The following is a 17,307-nucleotide window of genomic DNA, read 5'->3' as shown; positions in this document are numbered from 1 at the left end:
CTCCCGCCTGGTCCCCCGAGCAGGGCAGACCGGGTCAGCGTGCAGAAAGATTTACGGTCGACTAACGTTATGGCAGGATATTTTCACGCGTTCCCGACGACTAGGAGTACAGATGACTGCGATCCAGGAACCTGTGCCGACTGCCGCCGCCTTCGACCAGCCGTACGAGTACGTCCGCGCCGAGTTGGCCGAACCCGACTGGCGCCGCTTCCCCGGCTGGCACGACGTGACCGAAGCAGAGTGGCGGGACGCCCAGTGGCAGCGCGTGCACTGCGTGCGCAACGTCAAGCAGCTGCGGGCCCTCATGGGCGATCTGCTGGAGGACCGGTTCTACGAGGACCTGGTCGCCGACCAGCGCGAGATGGCCACGATGTCGATGCTGCTGCCGCCGCAGATGATCAACACGATGGCCCCGCACGCGGGCACCGACCCGGCGAAGGTCACCGAGGCGTTCTACGCCGACCCGATCCGCCGTTACATGCTTCCCGTGCGCAGCGACCGGCACCCGGCGTGGCCCAGCCACCCGCACGCCGAACGGGACTCCCTGCACGAGGCCGAGATGTGGGTGGTCGAGGGGCTCACCCACCGCTACCCGACGAAGGTGCTGGCCGAGATGATCTCGACCTGCCCGCAGTACTGCGGCCACTGCACCCGGATGGACCTCGTCGGCAACTCGACCGAGCAGGTGGAGAAGCACAAGCTCGCGCTCAAGCCGGTGGACCGCCAGGACGCCATGATCGACTACCTCAAGCGCACCCCCGGCGTCCGGGACGTGGTGGTGTCGGGCGGCGACGTGGCGAACGTGCCGTGGCCGCAGTTGGAGTCGTTCCTGATGCGCCTGATGGACATCGAGACGGTGCGTGACATCCGCCTGGCGACGAAGGCCCTCGCGGCGCTCCCGCAGCACTGGCTGCAGCCCAAGGTAACCGAGGGCCTGCAGCGGGTCGCCCTGACGGCGCAGGCACGCGGGGTGAACCTGGCTATCCACACGCACGTGAACCACGCGCAGTCGGTGACGCCGCTGGTGGCGGAGGCCGCGCGGACGGCGCTGCAGGTCGGGGTGCGGGATGTGCGGAACCAGGGCGTGTTGATGCGCGGGGTCAATGCGACTCCGGCTGCGCTTTTGGATCTTTGCTTCGCTTTGCAGGGTGAGGCTAATATCCTGCCTTACTATTTTTATATGTGCGACATGATTCCGAATGCTGAGCACTGGCGGGTTGCCGTTTGGGAAGCGCAGGAATTGCAGCATTCGATCATGGGGTATCTGCCGGGGTATGCCACGCCGCGGATTGTGTGCGATGTGCCCTATGTTGGGAAGCGGTGGGTGCACCAGCTGGCGGAGTACGACCGGGATCTCGGGATTTCGTACTGGACGAAGAACTACCGGACCGGGATCGAGCACGAGGACCCGGAGGCGTTGCAGCGGAAGTACCCGTATTACGACCCGATCCAGACGCTGCCTGAGGCTGGGCAGAAGTGGTGGGCTGACGAGAAGGGTCGCTGATCCTGGGCGCTTGCCGTCACGGGACCCGCGCCCTGCCATAGGCGGACGGCACCGGGGATGAAGACCCCGAAGAGGTGCCTGGCCAGCGGTATATCCGCTGGCCAGGCACCTGCCAAAGTTGCCGTCAGTGCGTCCGAGTGCCTATTTGCCGCCCAGCGCGGAACGGAACAAGGCAAGCTCATCGACGACGCTCTCGGCGCGTTCCTCACCCGCTGGCCCTCCGAAGACCTCACCGAGGACTGAACTACCGCCGGCCAAGACACCGCCGCTGCCAGGCACCAGTGGGAATGCCGCGATGTGGCCGCCCGAGTCGGGGCCGGACAGCAGGTCGGCTAGCGCTGCCGCTACGGGGAATCCGCCTCGAGTACCAATATCGCCATGTCCAGAAGTCTTTGGCAGTACACGCGACTGTCGGCGGCCGATTCGGGGATGGCCCGAATGAGGTCCTGTTCGCATTCGGCGAGGATGTTCCATCTCCGGTCGTCCAGGCGACCTTGTTGCACTAACCATGTGGAGACACAACCGGCTAGGTCCGCGTCAAGCATCGCCAGGTCGAAGCCTGCCGGGAATGGCGCCTTTCTGTGGGCCTCGAAAAGCGTTGTGACTACTGCCAGCCGCTCCGTGAGGTCCAACGACTTCCTCCTCCTAGCCCGGCGACGCATGCCTTCCAGCCGAGAACCTACGCGCTCGCGGTCGTTGCGCGCCAGGCAGTAACGCGACTCCCGGACGCTGCCGATCGCGATGGGCGGTGACAGCGACATTTCCCCGAAGCCTCTGGATGTCGTTCGAACATTTCCTGAGAATTTTGTGGAGAACGGGCCTGCCAGACAGTCGAAAACCGACCTACGCCGACAATTCTGACATCGTTTCCGCTGCGGGGAACCGTGTCCGCGGAAGGGAAACGGGGTTGGCTACGATGGGCGCAAACCCGCGCGAAACAACGGCGAACGGAGTGCGCATCGTGCTGCCTGGTCCGGTCCAGCGAATCATCTACGGGATTTACACGCACCGGCTGCGGAAACAGCTCGTGGGCGCCGAATTGCCGGGGCACATCGGGATCATCATGGACGGCAACCGGCGCTGGGCTCGGCAGATGGGCATGGCCGACCTCAGCATGGGGCACAAGCGCGGGGCCGAACACGTCGAGACCGTGCTGTCCTGGTGCGAGCGCGCGGGCGTCAAACACGTGACGATCTACCTCTGCTCGACCGAGAACCTCGCCCGCCGCGACGACGCCGAGGTGTCGTACCTGATGCACCTGATCGAGCAGGTCATCACCGACAAGCTCGCCCAGCCCGACGCGGGGTGGCAGGTGCACGTCGCGGGTCTTCTCGACGCCCTGCCGGACACCACCGCGCATGCGCTGAAGAACGCTGTCGAGGTCACCCGCGACTGCGACACCGGCCACCACATCACGCTGGCCATCGGCTACGGCGGCCGCCAGGAGGTCGTCGACGCGCTGCGTGCCCTGCTGACCGAACACGCCGCTGCCGGGACCCTGAACGAACTCGCCGACACCATCACCATGGAAGACGTGTCCCGGCATCTCTACACCGCCGGGCAACCCGACCCCGACCTGGTCATCCGCACCAGCGGGGAACAACGGCTGTCCAACTTCCTGGTCTGGCAGAGCGCCTACTCCGAACTGTACTTCTGCGACACCTTCTGGCCCGCCTTCCGCGAGGTCGACTTCCTCCGGGCCCTCCGCAGTTACGCGCGGCGGAACCGTCGTTACGGCCGCTGACCGTCGAGTGCGGAAGTTCCGCACTCGACGGTCAGCCGGAGGGGCAAGGTGACCGCCGGGGCGACCTCGGCGGTCACCTTCACTGGACGGCGAGCGCCTCGACCACCGAGGTCTTCGCGGCCTGCCGCAGCGGCAGGAGGGCGGCCACGACCCCCGCGACCGCCGCACCGGCCAAGATCAGCGCGATCCGGCCGTAGGGCAGGCTCAGCACGACGTCGTCGTTGATGACCCTGGCCGCGGCCAACCCGAAGCCGCACCCGAGCAGCACGCCGACGATCCCGCCGACGATTCCGAAGATGACCGCCTCGGTCGTCAGCATCAACCGCAGGTGCCGCTTGGTGAGACCGAACGCCCGCAGCATGGCCGACTCGCGGGAGCGTTCCAGCACCGACAGGGTCATGGTGTTCGCGATGCCGATCAGCGAGATCAGCACAGCCAGCGCCAGCAGGGCCGTGATCAGCGCGGTCACCTGGTTCAGCGAAGCTTCGAGCCGGTCTTTCGCATCGGCGGTCGCCACGATCTTCGCGGTCGGCACTGCGGTCGTCGCCTCGTCGACGACCGCCCTGGACACGTCCGGCGCGGTACCCGGAGCGAACCTGACAAGCAGGCTCGTGTCGCCCCGCCCGGGGAACAACCGGTCGAACCAGCCCGGCGCGACCAGGGTCCGCGGCACGACATTGCCGGTCACGATCGCGACCACCTTCGCCTCCACCGGGTGGCCCGCCACGGTCATCGACACCGTTCCGCCGACCCCGACGCCGAGTTCGCTGGCCCGTTCGGGACGCAACGCCAGCTGCCCGGGGCCGAAGCCGTCCAGCGAACCCCGCACCACGCCCGGGGCGATGGCGCCCTCCATCGTGCTCAGCATCGACGTCGCGCCCTTGACGACTACCGGGGCTTCGCGGACCCGGGTGAATTCGGTGACCCCGTTGTGCCCGCGGAGGTCGTCGCCGACCGACCGCGGCAACGTCACCGAGGAGTCGGTGCCCGGCGGCGTGATGATGTAGTCGGCAGGCAGGGCCTCGCCGACTCCCACTCCGACTGACGACTCGAGCGAGCTGGTGATCACCGATACCCCGGTGGTCAAGGTGATCCCGATGATGAGCGCGAGCACTGTCGTGGCCGCACGTTTCGGGTTCCGCATCGCGTTCGCGACGGCGAGCCTGCCCGGCACGCCCAGCGTGCGGCGGATCGGAAAGCCGACCGCACCCCCGAAAACGCGGACGATCACCGGGCCGAGCAAAATCACGCCCGCGAAGAACAACAGCCCGCCGAACGCGACGAGCACGAGCGGGTAAGTCTTGCCGTTGCTCGCCAGCCCGCCCGCGGTGCTGGCGACGCCGGCGGCGCAGAAGAGCGCCGCCACTACCGCGCGGGCCCGGTTGAGCCGCTCGGTACGCGGCTCCGCCTGGATCCGCAACGCGGCGACCGGTGCGACGCGCGTCGCCGCGGCCGCCGGAAGCAGCGCCGCCGCTACGGTCGCGAGCAGCCCGGCCAGCACGCTGAGCACCACCGTCGTCGGCGTCACGGTGAACGATCCAGGCGAAATCGGCGTCCCGAACGCACTCATCACGGGCAACGCCAGATAGCCCGTGCCGATCCCGGCCAGCAGCCCGACCACCGCCGCGCCGAGCCCGACGACAGCGGATTCCGCCAGCACCCCGCCGAACACCTGACCGCGCGAAGCGCCGACACACCGTGCCAGCGCCAGCTCCCGGGTGCGCTGGGCGACCAGGATGCTGAAGGTGTTGTAGATGACGAACATCGCCACGAACAAAGCGATCAAAGCGAACATCACCAGCCCGCTGCGCAGAACCACCGGGTCGATGCCGCTGCCCGCGGCCTGCCGCTCGGCGAACTCCGCTCCGGAGAACACCTCGTACGGGCCGCTGCCGACGGCTGCGGCCACCTTCGCCTTCAGGCCCTGCGGGTCGCCGCCCTTGACGTACAGCTCGGAGAATCCGGTCTGGCCGGTCAGCTGCCGCGCGACGGGCTCGGTGAAACCGATCCCGCCGCGCAGGGCGAGAATTCCCTGCCCGGCAACGCTGCTGAACCCGCTGACCCGCAACGGACGGGGCTCGCCGGTGGCATGGTCGACCAGGGTGATCGTGTCCCCGACGCGGTACCCGAGGGCCTTCGCGGTCTGCTCGGCCAGCACGGCCTCGCCGTCCCCTGCGGGCAGCCGGCCCTGCACCGCCGTGGTCCGCATGGTGACCGAGAAGCCCATCGGCTGATCCCGGACCGGGCGGCCGGCGCGGTCGAGCACGGAGATGTCGCCGATGACCAGCCCCTGCACCTGCCGGACGCCCGCGATCGCGGCGACCCGGTCGACGGCGGCCTGGTCCAGCTTCCGCAGCTGGTTGTCCGCCACTACGGCCACGTCGGCCTTGTCCGCGTTGCCGGCGACAGTGCGGTCGGTATTGGTGCGCAGGGTGTCGCTGAGCACCAGCGTGCCCGCGACGAAGGCGGTCCCGAGCAGCGTCGCGAGCGCGGCCAGCAGCAGCCTTCGCCGGTGCGCGCGCAGTCCGGCGAGGGTGAGCTTCAGCATCCGGCTCAGCCCTCCAGCTTCTTCATCGTGTCGAGGACGGTGTCCGCGGTCGGCCGGCCCAGCTCGTGGACGAACTGCCCGTCCCGCACGAACACGACCCGGTCCGAGTACGAGGCCGCGTGCGGGTCGTGGGTGACCATGATGATCGTCTGGCCGAATTCGTCGACCGAGACCCGCAGGAACTCCAGCAGGTCGGTTCCGGAGTTCGAATCGAGGTTGCCGGTCGGTTCGTCGGCGAAGATCACCTCGGGCCGGCTCACCAGTGCGCGGGCCACGGCGACGCGCTGCTGCTGCCCTCCGGACAGTTCGCTCGGCCGGTGCCCCAGCCGGTCGGCGAGCCGCACGCGCTCCACGACCCGTTCGACGAGTTGCGGGTCGGGGCGACGGCCCGCGATCTCCAGCGGCAGGAGGATGTTCTCGCGCGCGGTCAGCGTCGGCAGCAGATTGAAGCTCTGGAAGATGAACCCGATGCGCTCGCGCCGGAGCTTGGTCAGCTCCCGGTCGGTCAGCGCGGTGATCTCGGTGTCCCCCAGCCAGACCGACCCCGAAGTCACCGTGTCCAGACCGGCAAGGCAGTGCAGCAACGTGGATTTGCCGGAACCCGACGGCCCCATGATCGCGGTGAATTCGCCGGCGCCGAATCCGACGTCGACCCCCCTCAGCGCATGTACCTCTGCTCCTCCCTGGCCGTAGACCTTGGTCACTCCGGCGGTGCGCACCGTTTCCCGGTGCAGCGCCCGATTCCGCGAGAAAGACTCCTCCATGCGCGGAAACGTACCGAGCCGTACCTGAGAATTCCCTCAGCGTGATCATCATCGTCGCGTCCGGCCAATTAACCTGCAGATATACGGTCCCTATACGAACCGCCAACGCCGGCCACACCGGCCGGACACGGCTTCGTTGTTAGTTTCGATCCGTGCGACGGAACCTACCCGCCGCACGGAATCGGAAAAATCCATTCCACATGGAGGGAGTCGGCATGCCGACGCAGAGCATCAACGACTGGAAGTCCGCCGCCCACGAAAGCGGTTCGCACCCGGCCGGCCTCGGCTTCGGCGAACTGGGCCAGGAGGACCTGGCCGAGGCGCGCACCGCGGCGCTGCCCAGCAGCGGCTACATCTGCACCTTTACCTTTGAGTGCAACTGCTGACGTAGCCGCAGGGCGACCCGTGAGGGTGTTCGACGCGTGCGGGCGGGCCGGACGACGGCCCGCCCGCACGCCACGGCCGAAAGGACCCGGAGGCAATGGGCACGACCCGCTACCGCGCGGACCACGCGGCATTTCTGCGAGAACGGCACGTCGCCGGGACGGGCGCACCGACCGCCGCGGATCTGGCAGCCGTCGACGAATGGCGTGAATCCGCGTACCTCGACGAGTCGACGATGGCCCGCCGGCTCGCCGTCGCCGGGATTTCCCGTGAAACCTTCGCCGCGCTTGTCGCCGGCAAACCGTTTTCGGCCGCGGGCGCGGCCACCGCGTGGGTCCCGGAACTCGACACCATTCTGTCGGGTGAACGGAAACCCGCGGACAGTCGCGAGCCTGTCACGGCACTTTACGGCGAGACCTACGAAAAGCTCCTTTTCTCCGGGCTTCTCGACGCTTTCATCTGTCATTACGCCGATCGACTACGACAATGGGAGAGTCAGGCCGCGCTCGATCAGATAGCGCTCACCGAACACGCCCACGAAACCCTTGTCGACGGCCTGGCGACCGGACTTCTCGAGATCGCCCACCGGACATTGATCCTCGAACTCAACGTCGCCCGGGACGGCGGCCTGCTGACGGGGGAAACGCCCGAGGAGCGCTACGCGTACTACAACGAGGTCGTGCTTCGGCGGGACGGCTACCGCACGCAGCTCTTCACCGAATACCCGGTTCTCGCGCGTGCGATGGTCCAGCACGGCACCGACTGGCTGGCGAACACCGTCGAGACGCTGACCCGGCTGGCCGCCGACCTTCCCGAGCTCCGGCGCCAGGGGCTGCTGCTGTCGGACCACGTCGTGGTGACCGGTGTCCGCAGCGGTCTCGGAGACCCGCACAACCACGGGCGCTCCGTGTCCTGCTTCGGATTCGAGGACGGCTCGGCGCTGGTCCACAAGCCCCGGCCGGTCGACCCGGAGCGGACCTACGCCGAGGCGCTCGACCTGCTCAACGAACTGACCGGCCTGAACGTCAAGAGCATGCGGGTCCTCGCCCGGCCCGGCTACGGCTGGTGCGAGTTCCTCGAGCACGAGCCGTGCGACCGCGAAGCGGACCTGCCCCGCTTCTACGTCCACATCGGCGCGATGCTGGCCGTCCTGCACGTCCTGGGCGCGGTCGACATCCACATGACCAACGTCATCGCCGTCGGCGACTCCCCCGTGCCCGTCGACCTCGAGACGATCCTGCAGCACACCTCCGTCCGGCACCTCTCGTCCGCGAAAGCGAACGAGAGGGCCCTCGACTTTCTCGCCCAGAGCGTGCTCGCGACCCTTGTCGTGCCGCTGCGCACCTTCGGAGACGGCGTCACGCCAGGCATCGACGTCAGCGCGATAGGCGGCGGCACTCCCCAGCTGACCCCGCGGCCCATGCCTGCCATCGCGGCGCCCTTCACCGACCAGATGCACATCGTCGGCGTGCGCAAGGAGACCAAGCCCGCCCGGAACCGGCCGGTGGTCGACGGACGGGCCGCGGATCCGGCCCGGTACACCGGCGAGGTCGTCCGCGGCTTCCTCGACGGCTACGACGCCATCGCTTCGTCCCGCGAGCGGTTCGCCGCGCTCTTGCGATCGGCCGACGACATCGAGGTCCGCTTCCTGGCCAGGGCGACCCGGCGCTACGACCTGTTCCGCATGGAGCGGTTCCACCCCGACTACCTGCGCGACGGCCTGGCCACCGAGCAGTTGCTGGAGAAACTGTGGACCGCCGCGACCACGCGCGACGACCTGGTCCCGGTGATCGAGGCCGAGCGCCGTCAGCTGCTGCGGGCCGACATCCCCGCGTTCCACACCAAGCCCGGGTCGACCGCGCTGTTCCAGGGCCGCGAGGTCGTTGCCGAAGACTTCTTCGCCGAGCCGAGCGGCCAGACGCTGCAGCGGAAACTGGCGATGCTGGGCCCGGACCACCGGGCGACGCAGCTGGCGATCCTGCGGGACGCGCTCGACACTCTGGGCGGCGCCGTCCGGACGACGACGCCCTCGTCCGGAGCGCCGGACCGCGTCCCCGAACCCAGCCTGGACGAGCTGACCCGGCGCACCCTGAACCGGCTCGCGGACGAGGCGATCCTCGGCGACGACGACTGCGCCTGGGTCGGGATCGGCACGGACGGGATCCGCGACGGCTCGTTGAGCTTCCAGCCGCTCAACACCAGCTTCTACGACGGCCTGGCCGGGCTCGCGCTGACCTTCGGGTACGCGGCCGAGCTCTACCAGGACGAGCGGTTCGCGGATCTGAGCCGCCGGAGCATGCGTCCGGTGGTCGAAGAACTCCGCCGCCGCACAGCGGGGAGAGACGTCTTCCGAGTCGGCGCCTACGCCGGCCTGTCCGGGACGATCTACGCGGTGTCCCACCAGCACCACTTGACCGGCGACCCGGAATACCTCGAACTGCTCGAGTCGTCGTTGCCCCACCTGCGGGACTGCGCCCGGCAGGAGGACGCGGCCGACCTCGTCGCGGGCCTCGCCGGCTGCGCCGTCGTCGCCGCCGGTCTGCACGACCGCTACCGCATGCCGATTCTCGCCGACATCGTCGCGATCTGCGCGGAACGGCTGGCCGCGACCGCGGTGGACACCGGAACCGGACGCGGCTGGAGCCGGGACGACGGGCCGCCGCTCGGCGGGATGTCCCACGGCTCGGCCGGAATCGGCTGGGCCCTGCTCGAAGCGGCCCGAGTGCTGGACGACGACCGCGTGCGCCGGCTCGGCGTCGAGGCTCTCGAACACGACATGAGCCTGCGCATCCCCGGCAAGAACGCATGGCAGGACCTGCGGGGTTTCACCGACCTCACGGGCATCGTGCAGGAGCACCCGACGCTGTGGTGCCACGGCTCGACGGGGATCGGCATGGCGCGCCTGCTGGCCCATCGGCGGGTGCCGGACCCGCGCTACCTGGCCGAGGCGGAGGCCGCGCTCGCCGCGACTGCCGAGGCGGGCCTGCTCGGCAACCACTGCCTATGCCATGGCGACTCGGGCAGCCTCGAGCTGTTCACCCTCGCTGAGCCGGTGCTGTCCGAGCTCGGTCCCGCCGCCGAGAACTGGCGGCCGCAGCGGAAGCAGCGAGCCGAGGCGCTGGTGAAGGCGCTCGCCTCGGGCGGCCCTCGGTTCGGGCGCATCACCGGCGGCAACATTCCCGGGCTGCTGCTGGGCCGGGCCGGCGTCTGCCTCACCCTGATGCGGCTGCTCGATACCGCGAACGCCCCGTCGGTGCTGGTGCTCGAGCCCGCCGGCGCACCGGAGCGTGCGGCATGACCGGCTATCCCGGCGTGGACGGCAAGCGGGTGCTGCTGGCCGGCACTGGCGCACCCGCTGTCACCGCGCTGCCCGAAGCAGTGCTGCGCTTGCGGCACCACTGCCCGAACGCCCGGACTCGGGTCCTGCTGACCCGGCAAGCGCTGCGGTTCGTCACCCAGACCGCGGTCAACCTGGTCACCGGCGCGAAATCCGGGATCGACGAGTGGTCCGACGAGCCGTACACCGCCGCTCCGCACGTCGAGCTGGGCCGGTGGGCCGAAGCGGTGATCGTCTACCCGGCGACCCTGCACTTCACCGGGCGGCTGGCGCTCGGGCTGTCCGACTCCCCGCTGCTGCTCTCGCTGCAGTGCACGACGGCGCCGATCGTGCTCGTCCCCTCGCTGCCGCCCGGCGGAGCCGGCGGGCGCGCCTACCGGAAGCACGTCGAGGCGCTTCACGACCGGCCGAACGTCGCCGTCCTCCCGCCCGTGGCGGGCTACAGCATGACGACCGGCGAGCGGAACGTCGGCGCGCCCGCGCCGTTCGCGGACGCGCTCAGCCGGCTCGACGAGCTGCTGCGGGAGCCCGCCGCCGCGCCGGCCGGCGACTCCCGCCCGGTGCAGGAGGTGCGATGAACCGGCCCGTCGCGTTCGTGGTGGGCACCGGCCGGACCGGATCCACGGTGCTGTCCCGCATCCTCAACCAGCACCCCGACGTCCTCAGCCTCAACGAGCTGTTCGTCTCCCTCGGCGGGCTCGCTGCCCTGCCCGCCGGAGAGATGTCCGGTGCGGAGTACTGGCGGTTGCTCGCGGATCCCCATCCCGTGTTCGACGAGATGATCCGGCGAGACGCGCCGCTGCCGGAGTTCCTCTACCCCCGCCGGCCCGGCCGGTTCTCCTCGCAGGACGGCGGCATCCCCGCGATCGCGCTGATGGCCCTGCCGCACCTGGCCGAGGACGCCGACGGCCTGTTCGACGAACTCTCGGAGATCGTCCCCGGCTGGCCCGCACGGACGGCCGCCGGCCACCACACGGCGCTGTTCGATCTGCTCGCCACGCGCCTCGGGCGACGGGTCGTCGTCGAGCGATCGGGGCACTCGCTCGAGTGGACGAGCGCCCTGCGCGCGGCGTTTCCGGAAGCGAAATTCATCCACATGTACCGATACGGGCCGGATTGCGCGCTTTCGATGAGCAGACACGGCGGATATCGCACCGCGGCGTTCGCCACGGAAATCCTCGATCTCGCCGGCGTCTCGCATTTTCGCGAACTCACCCCGGAACACGTCAAACGACTGCCCCCGGATCTGGCGCTATTGTGCACCGGCGGCTTCGAAAACGCGTTCGGGCTCGACCGGGACATTCCGGTCGAGGTGTTCGGGCGGATGTGGTCGGCCATGGTTTCGGCGGGGCTGCCCGCGCTGGCCGATCTCCCGCCGGACCGGCTCGCGACCCTGCGCTACGAGGACTTGATCGCCCGGCCGCGCGACGAACTCGCCCGGCTGAGCGGTTTCCTCGGGATCGAGGCGGATCCTGGCTGGCTCGGCGCCGCCGGCGACGTTCTCGACGGGGCTCGCACGGGCGCCGCCGGCCGCCTTCCCCCGGCCCGGCGAGTCGCACTGGCCTCCGCCTGCGCACCAGGGATGCGGCTGCTCGGCGAGCCCGTTCCCGAGTGAATGGCGCCCGGGTGTTGCGCCCACGGCGGTTCTCCCGAGTCGCGGTGCGCTGTGCCAGTCTGTCGTGCGGACAGACGAAGGCCTCCGGCGGCGCGTCGGGCAGCCGCGTCGCCTCCGGAAGCCCTCTCGTCCCGACCCGCTAGGCCTGCAGGACGCTGTTGCGCACCCCGGCCTCGTCCCGGTTCAGGATCGACGCGTGCAGCTCGCGGAAACTGTCCGACGGATCCAAGCCGAACTCCTCCGCGAGCGCCTCGGTGGCGTGCCGCCAGGTCGTCAGCGCTCCCGCGAGGTCGCCGGCGAGGTAACACGCCCGCATCAACAGGGCCCACGACGTTTCCCGGTTGGGCGCCGTGCCGACCAGGCTGCGAAGTTCGGGAATCACCTCGGCGGACGCACCCTGCAGCAGCTTCACGTGCACCAGCCGCTCGCGGACGGTCAACTGGAACTGTTCGAGGGCGCGGAACCGGGCTTGCAGCACTCGGGAGGCGGCACAGCCCTGCCCGGCGGGTCCCCGCCAGAGCTCGAGCGCGCGGGCGAACCCCGCTCCCGCTTCGGCGACGTCACCGGCCCTGAGCCGAACGCTCGCCTCTTCGGCCAGTTCGGTGAACCGCAGCACGTCGACCTGGCCTGGACAGACCGCCAGCGCGTAGCCGCCGCGGGTCCCGGCGATGGTGGTCAACTTGCGCGCCGCGGCGGGGTCGACGGACGCCAGCATCCGGCGGAGCCGCCACACGCATCCCCGCAGATTGTCGAGCGCCGAGCGGGGCGGGTCGTCCCACAACGACTCGACCAGCCGCTGCTTCGTCACGTACTGGCCCCGCTCCAGCAGGAGCGCGGCGAACAGCCCTCGCACCATCGCCGAGTCGACCGGCGTGGTCCGGCCGCCCCGGGACAGCGCCACTCTTCCCGAAATCCGGAATAGCGTCTCGCCTTCCGAATGGTCACACACGGACACCTGACTGGACACGATCTGTCTCACGCGAAATTCCCCCAAGACGCGTTTTCCTGACGGTTTCCGATCCGGATCCTCACGCCCGCAATCGACTAAACGCGCAGATAATCCACCTTCTTTGTTTCTAGCACGAATCGACCGTCCCGTCCTCAAAACCGGTCCACGGCGCGATCGCCTTCGAGCCGGCGGGCCACGGCGTCCCAGGTGCGGGCGCAGTGCCGGGCCAGCCGCGCCACCGTCGTCCGCGAATAGGGCGGAAGCCGGACGATCAGCCGCTCCCAGTGTGCCGCGGTCTGCGTGTGCAGGCTCAGCAGCCGGAGGACCGCCCGGCCGTCGGCGGTCGCGCGCAGCGCCGGGTCTCGCGCCAGGTCGCGGAGGTCCGGGAGAACCTGGCCGGGGCCTGCCTGCGCAGGCACGGAAACCGGTGCGGCCTCGTGGCCGGCGGGTCTGCTCGGCTTCGAGGCCAGCTGTTGTTTCGGCGGGATCGGCCCTTCGCCCGCCTTCAGCCGCCGGCGAACATCCCGCGCCGTGCTCAGCGCGATCCCCGCCTCGGCCGCCACCTCGCTCAACGGCGCGTCCGGACGGCGGTCCAGCAGTTCCCCGGCCCGGAGGCGGCCGGCCCGCGCGCTGACCGGCCGCCTCCGGCCGTCCCGGCCGATCCGCTGGACGGGCACGGCCACGGGCAGCCGGCGGCGAATCGTTCCGACCGTTTTGTCGGACAGCCCCGCGATCTTCGCGATCCTCCGGTCGGACCACTGCGGGTGCGACCGGAGGATGCGCCCGGCGGCAGCCGTGCGGTCGGCGTTCGACAACGGCAGGCCGTGCGCCGAGTTCCGGTGGACCGCCACGACGAATGCTTCTTCCTCGGAACCGTCGAAGAACTGGGCCGCGATCCGGTCATCGCCTCGCGCGATCGCGGCCCGGACCCGGTGCACCCCGTCGATGACCCGCATCGTGGCCCGGTGCACGATGATCGGCGGCAGCTCAGTCGCCGATTCCGCCAGGTTCTGGACGTGCGCTGCGTCGACGCCGCCGGTCCGCGGCGAATCGGCGTCGAGGAGGTCGGCCACCGCGACCATGACCACGTCCGGTTTCGCAGACAGCGCCCGCTCGGACGGAAACCCGGACGTCCCGCTCCCCGGCGCGCAATCCTGTCCCGTCATGCCATCCCCTCCCCATCGCAGTGCGTCCGCCGTCCCGGGAACCGGTACCGCCCGCAGCCGTGCTCACGTCCCGACGCGGTGGAGCCATGCGCGGCAGCGAACGGAACCGCTTCTGATCTCGCGGATTTCACAGCAAAAAGAGCCGTTTCCGCTTTCGCGCGCTGCCCTGACCCCCGATACTGCAACCATTCCCCACGAGCCACCCAGTTCACCGGCCGAACCGTCCGCAATGCGGACGACGGCGACCGTACGACCATTACACTTCCCACGCCGCGGCCGCAGAACCCCTGACCGGGTAGAGATGGTTCTCCGGAAGGCAGGCTTCGTTAAGAACCAGCACCTCCGTTGCCCTTGTTATTCCCCCGCCCGCCGGAAACCCGCCGCTGCCGGATATCGCGGCTCCGCACGCCCGGGACTGGCATCGGAGCCTGTGCCGTACTGGATCATGCCTCGGCGCGGTGCCACCCCGACGGTGAAGGCGGCCCGGGCGTCGATGACGGCGGGCCGGCAGCTGGACGCATATCTGGAAGAACCGCGCCCGGCACGCTCACAGATGGACCCTGAATTGAGCCGGGAACCGCCGGGACAAAAATCCCCGGACGGCTGGTTGAAAGGTTTCTCGCCCGGAGAAGAAATCATGTTTCATTGCCGAAGGCGCTTTCCGCCTGGCTCGGAAACTCGTCGCGATCGGACAGATCTGGCTCCGTCGCTCCGGCGGCTCACCGCCGTGCCGGCTTCGGGCCGAGTCCGTGGCAACGCATCCCCGTACCTGGAGCCCGGTCTTCCCGCCGCGTGAAACCGTTGCTGTCGAAAGGACTCGCGACGAAACGCAGCTGTGTGACCGTCGTCGGCACTTGCTGTTCGTCGCCCAAGCCGTCATCGCGGCGCTGAGACAGTCGTTCGACCGCTTCGCCGAGGCGGCGAACCGCGGAGCGAGCCAGACTCCGCCCGGGGAGCGGCCCGTATCCGGTCAGCCTGGTTTTCCCGCCGTCGCCGGCAGCCAGGCCAGGATCGCGTCGGCGGCTTCCCCAGCCGACAGCACGCTCGTGTCGACGTGCACGTCGGGACTCCGCGGTCGTTCGTAAGGCGAATCGATGCCGGTGAAATTCTTCAGCTCGCCGCGCCGGGCTTTCCGGTACAAGCCCTTGGGATCACGCGCCTCCGCGACCGTCAGCGGGGCGTCGACGAACACCTCGCAGAACTCGCCGTCGCCGACCAGTCCACGAGCCAGTTCCCGATCCGCGGCAAACGGCGAAATGAGCGAAACGACCACGACGAGACCCGCGTCCACCATCAACGCCGCGGCGTGCGCGACGCGCCGCACGTTTTCCCGTCGATCGGCGTCCCCGAACCCGAGATCGCCGTTCAACCCCGAGCGCACGTTGTCCCCGTCCAACAGGTAGGTGTGCGTCCCCCATTCGTGCAGCCGTTCCTCGATCAGATTGGCAATCGTCGACTTGCCCGCGCCGGAAAGGCCGGTCAGCCAGATCACCAGCGGTTCGTGTCCGTTCAACCTCGTTCGCGCTGCTTTTCCGACGACGGTGGCCTGCCGATGGACGTTCGCGGTCATTTCCTCTTCCCCCTCGGATATTCCGCTCGGTGCCGGCAGCTGTGGCTCCGGTGCACCGCATTCCCCGGAGCCAGGATATCGGAGCCGCAGGGCCGACGGTCAAGTCCGCCGTACCGCCGCCTGGTGCTCGCCTCACCGCACCTCGTCGAGGGAGTGCGCAGGATTTCCCTGGGGCGAAGGGATCAGCGGCATGAGCCGGCCGGTTTGGCGGAAGAGATCGGCTGACCCCGGAAACAGGGACAGACATCGATACTGCGCACAATGCGCGAAGTTCTTCCCGTCGAAAAGGGCAGCGACCTGCGGTCGCGGAACAGTCACCAAACGGGGAATACCGTTCCCGAAGATGGAAACGCAAACTGCCGGAAGCCGACTGTGTTTTCGTTGTCGTCCTATTGCCGGGCAATGTGCGGACGCGACGGGCCGCGGGATTGCTGGCAGAGCTTCCGACGGCTTCGGCACGCGGTGTGCCGGACCGCGCAGACGTCGGGCACTGGCCCCTAGAGGCGGGCGCGGCGGCGCCGGTGAGGGAATGCCCGCCGAGGGCGAAGAAGTCGTCGTCGGCGGGCACCTCGGCAAGCCCCAGCACGTCGACGAAGAGTTCGCACAGCGCGGTTTCCCGCTGCGCGGAGTACCCGGTCGACCATGTCGCAGGTTTGGGCGCGGGCAGTGTGGGACGAGAACTGATCGCAGACGCTGCGGACCGCCCGGGGCCGCGGCGCAGTCGCGATCGCCTTCGCACACCTCGTCGGAGACTGAGTTCGCACCGCTCGGAGCCAGCCGCGACTGGTCGCCGTGCACAGCGCCGCGGTCCTGATCAGCGACATGCCTTGCGAGTTCGCCCACGATCGCTCACTGGCCTTCGACGTCGGCCAAGCGGGAACCTTCGACCACGACGATTTCCCCGGCCTTGTCCGGTTCCCGGGCCGCCGCTGCGCGGATACCCCGGTGCATTCCGTAGTGCCCAACACGAAGCAGGTCGTCGAAGCTGCTCCAGGCATGCCTTGCGGCCGACCGCGGACTAGATGTCTCCGTTGGTGCCGTTGATGAATTGACCCGACCACTTGCGTTTGAGCCGGAGGCTCGCCAGGTTCACCCGGTCCCGGAGAATTCCCATCGGGCGGCGGATGTCGATGATCACCACGATCCGGTCCTCTTCGCTCTCGTTGCTGACCTCGTGCTCGAAGGTGTCGTCGATGAGCACGCTTTCGCCCTCCCGCCAGGTGTAGTGCTCGGTGTCGACCCGCAGCCGCGGCGGATTCTCCCGCGGCACCTTGATCCCGAGGTGATACCGGAGAATTCCCGCGTACGGACCGTTGTGCGCGTTGAGCTTCACCCCGGGTTCGAGGACCGAGATCATCGCGTTCACCACCGTGGGCGTCCGCTCGGCGAAAGACAGGATGGTCGGGCAGTCTTCCCGTGCTTTGGGGTTCGCGACGCCGAGCATGTAGGCGTAGTAGAGCCGCCAGTTGTCGGACACCTCCGCCGCGCGGACGGGGTCGATGTCTCGGTACTGGGGCAGGTCGCGCCTGCCGACCAGGGCCAGCACTTCGCTTCTGACCTGGTCGAACTGCGCTTCGAGCTGTCGTGCCTCAGGAAAGAGCTTGTACGGGGACATGATCCGGAAACGTTTCTCGCCACCGCTGGTGCGCAGGAAGTAGCTGTTGATCGCGTTCCGGACGCCCGGCTGGTCGACGCTGAGCGAGCCTTTCATGTGATGCTCCTTGTG

The 17,307-nt window shown here is 69.0% G+C and carries 12 protein-coding genes and 1 pseudogene; 6 read left to right on the top strand and 7 right to left on the bottom strand.

All coding sequences use genetic code 11. The annotated features are described in order from the left end of the window. The first annotated feature begins 112 nt into the window (after positions 1 to 112). Positions 113 to 1,504, top strand: coding sequence for a KamA family radical SAM protein (locus EIZ44_RS09350; RefSeq protein ID WP_205673087.1), 1,392 nt, complete (start codon positions 113 to 115; stop codon positions 1,502 to 1,504). A gap of 916 nt (positions 1,505 to 2,420) precedes the next feature. After that, positions 2,421 to 3,248, top strand: a complete 828-nt coding sequence (uppS, locus tag EIZ44_RS09345) for a polyprenyl diphosphate synthase (protein WP_199817156.1) — start codon at positions 2,421 to 2,423, stop codon at positions 3,246 to 3,248. A 79-nt stretch (positions 3,249 to 3,327) separates the two neighbouring features. Here uppS and EIZ44_RS09340 read toward each other — a convergent pair whose 3' ends face one another. Beyond that, positions 3,328 to 5,796, bottom strand: coding sequence for an ABC transporter permease (locus EIZ44_RS09340; RefSeq protein ID WP_134728290.1), 2,469 nt, complete (start codon positions 5,794 to 5,796; stop codon positions 3,328 to 3,330). A 5-nt stretch (positions 5,797 to 5,801) separates the two neighbouring features. Beyond that, complete coding sequence (locus tag EIZ44_RS09335) at positions 5,802 to 6,560, bottom strand: ABC transporter ATP-binding protein (RefSeq protein ID WP_051728520.1); 759 nt, start codon at positions 6,558 to 6,560, stop codon at positions 5,802 to 5,804. Between the two features lie 215 nt (positions 6,561 to 6,775). On the opposite strand from EIZ44_RS09335, the gene EIZ44_RS44625 reads away from it, so the two are divergent. The 4 genes from EIZ44_RS44625 (at position 6,776) to EIZ44_RS09320 (ending at position 11,896) form a co-directional block, all read left to right on the top strand. Then, on the top strand, positions 6,776 to 6,946 hold the full coding sequence (locus tag EIZ44_RS44625; protein ID WP_167754068.1) for a hypothetical protein: 171 nt from the start codon (positions 6,776 to 6,778) through the stop codon (positions 6,944 to 6,946). 95 nt (positions 6,947 to 7,041) lie between these two features. Next, entirely contained in the window at positions 7,042 to 10,242 is a 3,201-nt protein-coding gene (locus tag EIZ44_RS09330) for a type 2 lanthipeptide synthetase LanM family protein (RefSeq protein ID WP_134728289.1), read from the top strand. Next, the gene (locus EIZ44_RS09325) at positions 10,239 to 10,859 is read left to right on the top strand and encodes a flavoprotein (RefSeq protein WP_134728288.1); all 621 of its coding nucleotides are present in this window, start codon (positions 10,239 to 10,241) and stop codon (positions 10,857 to 10,859) included. Before EIZ44_RS09330 ends, EIZ44_RS09325 begins: the two co-directional genes overlap by 4 nt. Next, complete coding sequence (locus tag EIZ44_RS09320) at positions 10,856 to 11,896, top strand: sulfotransferase family protein (protein WP_134728287.1); 1,041 nt, start codon at positions 10,856 to 10,858, stop codon at positions 11,894 to 11,896. Before EIZ44_RS09325 ends, EIZ44_RS09320 begins: the two co-directional genes overlap by 4 nt. A gap of 139 nt (positions 11,897 to 12,035) precedes the next feature. Here the strand turns inward: EIZ44_RS09320 and EIZ44_RS09315 are convergent, their stop codons facing one another. The 5 genes and pseudogenes from EIZ44_RS09315 to EIZ44_RS09300 all read right to left on the bottom strand — a co-directional run bounded on the left by EIZ44_RS09315 (position 12,036) and on the right by EIZ44_RS09300 (position 17,292). Continuing rightward, on the bottom strand, positions 12,036 to 12,797 hold the full coding sequence (locus EIZ44_RS09315) for an AfsR/SARP family transcriptional regulator (protein ID WP_134728286.1): 762 nt from the start codon (positions 12,795 to 12,797) through the stop codon (positions 12,036 to 12,038). Between the two features lie 200 nt (positions 12,798 to 12,997). After that, positions 12,998 to 14,011 (bottom strand): ParB/RepB/Spo0J family partition protein, encoded by a 1,014-nt coding sequence (locus EIZ44_RS09310; RefSeq protein ID WP_134728285.1) that lies wholly within the window; start codon positions 14,009 to 14,011, stop codon positions 12,998 to 13,000. A gap of 970 nt (positions 14,012 to 14,981) precedes the next feature. Beyond that, on the bottom strand, positions 14,982 to 15,581 hold the full coding sequence (cysC, locus tag EIZ44_RS09305; RefSeq protein ID WP_037806207.1) for an adenylyl-sulfate kinase: 600 nt from the start codon (positions 15,579 to 15,581) through the stop codon (positions 14,982 to 14,984). Between the two features lie 532 nt (positions 15,582 to 16,113). Beyond that, a pseudogene (locus tag EIZ44_RS46145) lies at positions 16,114 to 16,320 on the bottom strand (hypothetical protein); the annotation flags it as partial. A 279-nt stretch (positions 16,321 to 16,599) separates the two neighbouring features. Continuing rightward, positions 16,600 to 17,292, bottom strand: a complete 693-nt coding sequence (locus tag EIZ44_RS09300; protein WP_134662764.1) for an aspartyl/asparaginyl beta-hydroxylase domain-containing protein — start codon at positions 17,290 to 17,292, stop codon at positions 16,600 to 16,602. Between the last annotated feature and the right edge of the window lie 15 nt (positions 17,293 to 17,307).

The sequence above is a fragment of the Amycolatopsis nivea genome (genome assembly GCF_004522235.1).
Taxonomy (GTDB): Bacteria; Actinomycetota; Actinomycetes; order Mycobacteriales; family Pseudonocardiaceae; genus Amycolatopsis; species Amycolatopsis nivea.
This window is presented reverse-complemented; position numbering and strand designations above follow the sequence as displayed.